Annotated in this window: 6 protein-coding genes and 1 pseudogene; all 7 read left to right on the forward strand. The window is 47.8% G+C overall.

The genetic code is table 11. The annotated features are described in order from the left end of the window. Positions 1-164 precede the first annotated feature (164 nt). The 7 genes and pseudogenes from AC1WIP_RS09435 to AC1WIP_RS09465 all read left to right on the forward strand — a co-directional run bounded on the left by AC1WIP_RS09435 (position 165) and on the right by AC1WIP_RS09465 (position 6,203). Positions 165-1,064, forward strand: a complete 900-nt coding sequence (locus tag AC1WIP_RS09435) for a LysR family transcriptional regulator (protein WP_481141606.1) — start codon at positions 165-167, stop codon at positions 1,062-1,064. A 360-nt stretch (positions 1,065-1,424) separates the two neighbouring features. Then, the gene (locus tag AC1WIP_RS09440; protein ID WP_481141607.1) at positions 1,425-1,940 is read left to right on the forward strand and encodes an alpha/beta hydrolase; all 516 of its coding nucleotides are present in this window, start codon (positions 1,425-1,427) and stop codon (positions 1,938-1,940) included. A 30-nt stretch (positions 1,941-1,970) separates the two neighbouring features. Continuing rightward, positions 1,971-3,137: an iron-containing alcohol dehydrogenase gene (locus AC1WIP_RS09445; RefSeq protein WP_481141608.1), complete on the forward strand. Its 1,167-nt coding sequence runs from the start codon at positions 1,971-1,973 to the stop codon at positions 3,135-3,137. A gap of 18 nt (positions 3,138-3,155) precedes the next feature. Further along, on the forward strand, positions 3,156-3,890 hold the full coding sequence (locus AC1WIP_RS09450; RefSeq protein WP_481141609.1) for a flavodoxin: 735 nt from the start codon (positions 3,156-3,158) through the stop codon (positions 3,888-3,890). 282 nt (positions 3,891-4,172) lie between these two features. Further along, positions 4,173-5,494: pseudogene (locus AC1WIP_RS09455) on the forward strand (ATP-binding protein). Positions 5,495-5,526: 32 nt separating this feature from the next. Then, positions 5,527-5,985, forward strand: coding sequence for a Fic family protein (locus AC1WIP_RS09460; protein WP_481141610.1), 459 nt, complete (start codon positions 5,527-5,529; stop codon positions 5,983-5,985). Further along, positions 5,976-6,203, forward strand: a complete 228-nt coding sequence (locus AC1WIP_RS09465; protein ID WP_481141611.1) for a Fic family protein — start codon at positions 5,976-5,978, stop codon at positions 6,201-6,203. The genes AC1WIP_RS09460 and AC1WIP_RS09465 overlap by 10 nt, the downstream gene beginning before the upstream one ends. Positions 6,204-6,572: the final 369 nt, after the last annotated feature.

The following is a 6,572-nucleotide window of genomic DNA, read 5'->3' on the forward strand; positions in this document are numbered from 1 at the left end:
AGAGCGCTGCGTTCGGGACGCAGAGGTCGCAGGTTCAAATCCTGTCGCATCGACGAAAGCCCTGACCAGAAAGGACAGGGTTTCTTTTTTATTCCTCTTTTTCGTTTCCCATCCCCCCTGAAATATGCTATTATGAGGAAAAGCCCTTCTCAGGAAAGGATGGTATGTCAATGTATAATCCCCAGCTGGAAACTTTTCTTTGCGTAGCGGAATCCGGAAGCTTCAATAAGGCTGCGGAAAAGCTGTATATCTCCCCGCCCGCTGTCATCAAGCAGATCAACCTTTTGGAGGAAAGCCTGGATTTACAGCTTTTTGTTCGTACACACAGGGGACTTATGCTGACGGAAGCCGGAAAATCACTTTTTCAGGACACAAAATACATCATTCAATACTGCAAGGATTCGGTGACCCGGGCAAAAAACGCCATGCAAAACAGCACAAATGTAATCCGTATCGGCACCTCGCCCATGACGCCAGCCCAGGTGCTGGTGGACCTTTGGCCCAAGCTGCAGGAGAACTGTCCCAACACGAAATTTCAGCTTGTGCCCTTTGATAATACCCCGGAGAACGCCCGGGAAATTTTGGCCAACCTGGGACAGAATATTGATGTGGTGGCAGGCATCTTTGACGAAACCATGCTGAACCTCCGCCAGTGCGCCGGCCTTGAAATTTCACGGGAGCCCATCTGCTGTGCCGTTTCCGTCCATCACAGGCTTGCCCAGAAGGACACATTAACCGTAACAGACCTGTACGGGGAAAATCTGATGCTTATGCGCAGGGACTGGAGTCATTATGTGGATATGCTGCGGGATGATTTGTGGAAAAACCATCCGCAGATTCACATTGTAGATTTTGACTTTTATGATGTTGCAGCCTTCAACCAGTGTGAAAACAACAACTGCGTCTTGATGGCAGTAGAAAACTGGAGGTACGTGCACCCTCTGTTGAAAATCCTTCCGGTGGACTGGGGGTATACTATCCCCTTTGGTCTGCTCCATTCTCTCAATCCCTCCCCGGCAGTGAAGCAGTTCCTCCGGGCAGTGGAGAAAACAGCAAAATTATAAACGATTTTTACTATTAACTTTTAAGTAAATACTGATTAACCAATCGAGACTTCTGCGGAGGTCTCGATTTTTTTATAATAAGATCAGAGAAAGGCGGGTGAAAAAATATGAGAAAAGAAGCTTCCTTTGCTCTTGGGCTCTGCCTTATGCTCTGCCTGTCCGGATGCGGTAGTGCAAAGCGGCAAAAGGATCAGGAGCCCACGAAGCCTGCAGAGGCCGCACAGTCCTCACAGGTCACGCAAGCCCCACAGGCCGCCCAGGCGGACGGCGCATCCTTTACAACAGATACCAAAATAGAGGACGTCATAAACGATCCTGCCTTCGAAGAATATGGGCGGCGGATTCGCCTATGTGGGAGCTATGCAGGACAGTTTTCCTCATGTCTTAGAGCTGTCCAAACAGGGCTACAATGCCTTCGCACTGATTTACCGTCCAGGGGCACAGACCGCCTGCGAGGATTTGGCCCGGGCCATCAGCTTTATTTTTGAAAACGCTAAAGAGCTTCAGATAGACACCGACTGTTACTCTCTTTGGGGCGGCTCTGCAGGCGCCAGGATGGCGGCCTGGCTGGGCTCCTATGGACCGGCTGCTTTCGGCGGAGAGGATCTGCCAAAGCCTGGCGCGGTGCTTATGCAGTACACAGGCCATTCTGATTATACGGAAAATGACCCTCCCACCTTTGCCTGTGTGGGTGAAAATGACGGCATTGCAAGCTGGCGCACCATGGAAAAACGTCTCCAGGCCTTAAGCAGCTTAGGCATCCCCACCGAGTTTCATCATTATCCGGGCCTAGGCCATGGTTTTGGTCTGGGTACGGGCACCGCAGCGGAGGGCTGGCTGGATGAGGCTGCAGCCTTTTGGGAAGCGCAAATGTAGAAGCAAGATCAAGCAGAAAGGAATGATTTTATGAATAACTTTATTTTTCAAAATTCCACTCAGGTCTATTTTGGAAAGGGCTGTGTGAAGGAATATCTTTCCTGTCTGACCAGGGACGCCTCCACCCTGCTGCTGGCCTATGGCGGCGGCTCCATCAAGAAAAACGGCGTCTATGATGAGGTAGCAGGCATCTTAAAGGAAGCTGGAAAGACCGTCGTGGAATTTTCCGGAATTATGGCAAACCCCACCTATGCCAAGGTTAAGGAGGGGGCAAGGCTTGCCCGGGAAAGCAATGTGGATATGATTCTGGGCATCGGGGGCGGTTCCGTTATGGACTGCTGTAAGGCGGTATCCCTTGCCGCCCGGTATGAGGGAGATATCTGGGACGACTTTTGGGCGCAGCCCGGTGTCATCGAGACAGAGCCCCTGCCCCTGGGCGTGATTGTCACCGTGGCCGGCACCGGCAGCGAGTGCAACGGCGGCGCCGTCATCACCAATGAGGAGAAAAAGGTCAAAACCGGACGGGATTATCCGAAATTAAATCCTCGTTTTGCCCTGATGGACCCTTCCTATACCTACAGTGTGCCCAAAAGGCAGATGGTATCCGGCGGCTTTGACATTTTGAGCCATATCATGGAGACCTATTTCAGCGAGCCCAATGAGGACAATGTCTCCGATGATATTATGGAGGCGCTGATGAGAAGCGTCATTCTCAACCTGCGCTCCGCCATCCAGAATCCCAAGGATTATAACGCCCGCAGCAATCTGATGTGGGATTCCACCATGGCGGAAAACCGTATTATCAAGATGGGTAAAAAATGCGACTTCCAGTGCCACAACATGGAGCATCAGCTGGGAGCCTACACCGACTGTAACCACGGCTGCGGTCTGGCGGTTCTGCACCCTGTTTATTATCGGCATATTTACCAAGAAGGGCTTTCCAAGTTTGTCCGCTTTGCACAAAATGTCTGGGGCATTGCCCGGGACGGGAAAACTGACGAGGAGCTTGCCCTGGCCGGTATCGACGCCCTGGCTGATTTTATAAAAGAGATCGGCCTGCCCACCTCACTGCGAGAGCTTGGCGTTTCCGATCAGGCTATGCTGAAGGAAATTGCCGATTCCTGCGCTATCTCGCCGGGCAGCTACAAAAAGATGACCCCGGAAGAGATTCTTGAAATATTAAATGAATGCTTTTAAATGAAAGGAGACTTTATTATGAAAAAATTGACTGCATCTTTTATGGCCCTTGTACTGGCCTTTGGTCTTGCCGCCTGCGGCAGTACAGAGGCATCTGTTTCCTCCACTTCTCAGGAAACTGCATCTCCCTCCACTGAGGCGCAGGCTTCTGTGCCGGAATCCTCTGGAGCGGAATCTGCCGCAGAGGAATCCTCTCCGCAGGAAAGCACTGCCGCGTCTGAGGAGGCCAATGCTGCATCCGCGGAGACTTCCTCAGAAGATGCTGCAGAAGCTGGAAAAACGCTGGTGGTATATTTTTCCGCTACCGGCAACACAGAACGGGTGGCGGAAGTGATTGCCGAAACCACCGGCGGAGAATTATTCCAGCTGGAGCCTGTTGAGCCTTATACTGATGAGGATTTGAATTATAACGATGATAACAGTCGTGTGTCCCAGGAGTACGCCGATGAAAGCCTGCGAGATGTGGAGCTGGTGGCTGACACAGTAGATGATTGGCAGGATGTGGATACCGTCTATATCGGTTACCCTGTGTGGTGGGGGATCGCGGCATGGCCGGTGAACACCTTCGTGGAGGCCAATGATTTTACCGGAAAGACCGTCATTCCCTTCTGTACATCGGCAAGCTCCGGCTTGGGCGAAAGCGGTGAACTTCTGGCGGAGCTGGCCGGTACCGGCGACTGGCAGGAAGGCATGCGATTCCGCTCCAGTGTTTCAGAGGAAGATGTGGCAGCCTGGGTGGAGAGCTTAGAGTAAAATTAAATATACAAACTATAAAGGAGACATGGTTCAACAGTGGACCGTGTCTTTTTAATTATTGGGTATATACGTTAGCGAATATCTGATTGAAAATAAAAAGTCAGTTTGCTATACTTTAAAACAAGATTTTGGTATAACAATAATAAATTAGTTGGCATTTGAAACTATATCAAAAAACAGAAACTATTTCGTGAAATATGCAGTAATCATATGTGGAAACAGCAATGAGAGCATAATATCATAATATAATGAGATTTCAAAGAAGAAGGGAGGATATCCATGGCAGAAAACCAAAACACTGAATGGAAGGAATCCTGGCGTGATGAGTATTTGAAATGGATCTGTGGTTTTGCAAATGCTCAAGGCGGCAAGATATATATTGGAACCGATGACAATGGAAATGTCATCGGCGTACAGGATAGCAAAAAGCTGTTGGAAGATATCCCCAATAAAGTGAGGGATATTCTTGGCATTATTGTGGATGTTAATCTGCTGACCCAAGATGGTAAAGATTACATTGAGATATGTGTGAATCCGAGCAGTTATCCCATAAATTATAAGGGTGAGTACCATTATCGCAGCGGCAGTACAAAGCAGCTTCTCAGGGGAGCTGCTTTGACAGAGTTCTTATTGTCTAAAACCGGATATAAATGGGATGCAGTTCCGGTGGATGGTGTTACGGTTGACGATTTAGACAAAGAGAGTTTTGACATTTTCCGGCGTGAGGCTCTGCGAAGCGGTCGTATGACAGAAGAAGATTTGAATATGAGTAACGAGCAGCTTTTGGATAGCCTCGGCCTTCTTGAACATGGTAAGCTGAAACGAGCGGCAATTCTCTTATTCCATCGAAATCCGGAAAAGTGGGTTACGGGTGCATATATCAAAATCGGATATTTTGGCGAGGGATCTGATCTGCGTTATCAGGATGAGATTCATGGTTCTCTGTTTATTCAGGCGGACAGGGTTATAGAACTGATATATCTGAAATATATGAAAGCAATGATATCTTACGATAACGTTACCAGAATTGAGACTTATCCTCTTCCCAAAGCAGCTGTCAGAGAGGCGGTATATAATGCGATTATCCATTCCAATTATGCGGCGCTGGTTCCAATACAAATCCGGATACATGAGGATGCAGTATATATCAGTAATGACTGTGTTTTCCGGTTGGATGGACCGTGGAAACATTGATGGAGCGTCATCGGTCACAGCCCTATAATCCCAATATTGCTAATGGATTTTTCCGGGCAGGATATGTGGAAACATGGGGACGTGGGATAGAAAAAATATGTGAGGCCTGTAAAAAACATGGTGTTCCAATGCCGGAATATACGCTTCATTTAGAAGACATTATGGTGAAATTTACGCCTTTAGGACATCAGGACATTTTAAAAGATCAAAATGTCCTAATAAATGACCCGTTAGAGAAAGTAGTATTATCAGCAATAAAAGAAAATTCTCATGTAACACAGGCGCAGCTTTCCACAAAACTAAACCGCTCTGATAGACAAATAAGAAGAATTTTAAAAGAACTGAGAGAAAAAGGGATTATCGAGCGTATTGGCAGCCGCAAATCAGGACAATGGATTTTAAAATAGTAGAAAATATCGTTGAAACGAGGTGAACAGGCATGAACTACGATATGCTTTACGATAAAAAGGAGCAGCTTGCTAAGGTCAGGGGCAGCATTTTGCCGGAGGCGCTGGAAAGCTTTGAAAGAAGTTTTGACATTGAATATGCACACAATTCCACCGCTATCGAAGGAAACACCCTGACGCTGATCCAGACAAAGGTGATTCTGGAAGACGGTCTTTCCGTTGGCGGAAAAACACTTCGTGAGATTTATGAGGTGGCGAATCATGCAAAGGCTTTCTCTTTTGCAAAAAAATGTGTTGCGGAAGGAAGGCCTTTGGACGAGCCAACTACCAAGGATATTCACGCATTGCTGATGGAAAACATTCTTGTGAGAGGCGTTCACCGCAATGTGGAAGTCCGCATTTCCGGCGCAGGCTTTAAGCCACCGGCGCCAAATGAAAGTTCAGCCAGATTAAAAAATTTTTCGTGGATCTGCCACACCGAATGGATCTGAATCCTGTCGAGCTTGCAGCTTGGACGCACGCTGAGTTTGTAAAAATTCATCCGTTTGTGGATGGGAATGGCACAGTTTCCCACATGCTGATGAACTACCAGCTTATAGCAAAAGGTTTTCTCCCCGTCTCCATTGCAAAGGAAAACCGGCTGGATGAGTACCTTGCCCTCATCAGCGAACAGACCGCGGAGGAGGCCTCCCCAACACAGACCCTATAAATCATCCTAACGTATCGGACCGTGGGCAGACGCCTGCGGTCTTTCTTTCTGCAGAAATTTCCCGGCAGGTGCTTCCATTCCCTGAAAACCATAGTCTGGAAGGCGGAAATGAAAAACGAATTGCAATCCTATGTGCTTCTTGATATAATAATAGTTAGTTATTACTAACTCATTCGTGCATAGGAGGATACCAATATGTTTACTGTCCGTCCATATAAGGAAGAAGACGCTGCGGCCTGCGGGGATTGCTTTTACGAAGGATTCTTTTCATGCTCTGTGGATCAGAACGATAAAATACATTTCAGCAAGGCCCTGGCAGCTCAGTATGAAACAAAAAAGCACTATGGCCGTTGGTGTAAAATGTTCCTC

This window comes from Acetatifactor sp., from assembly GCF_982438285.1.

Bases quoted from the DNA above. Each gene is read 5' to 3' on its own strand.
- AC1WIP_RS09440 (WP_481141607.1), top strand. From the start codon at position 1,425: ATGCAGGACAGTTTTCCTCATGTCTTAGAGCTGTCCAAACAGGGCTAC.
- AC1WIP_RS09465 (WP_481141611.1), top strand. From the start codon at position 5,976: ATGGATCTGAATCCTGTCGAGCTTGCAGCTTGGACGCACGCTGAGTTT.
- AC1WIP_RS09450 (WP_481141609.1), top strand. From the start codon at position 3,156: ATGAAAAAATTGACTGCATCTTTTATGGCCCTTGTACTGGCCTTTGGT.
- AC1WIP_RS09435 (WP_481141606.1), top strand. From the start codon at position 165: ATGTCAATGTATAATCCCCAGCTGGAAACTTTTCTTTGCGTAGCGGAA.
- AC1WIP_RS09460 (WP_481141610.1), top strand. From the start codon at position 5,527: ATGAACTACGATATGCTTTACGATAAAAAGGAGCAGCTTGCTAAGGTC.
- AC1WIP_RS09445 (WP_481141608.1), top strand. From the start codon at position 1,971: ATGAATAACTTTATTTTTCAAAATTCCACTCAGGTCTATTTTGGAAAG.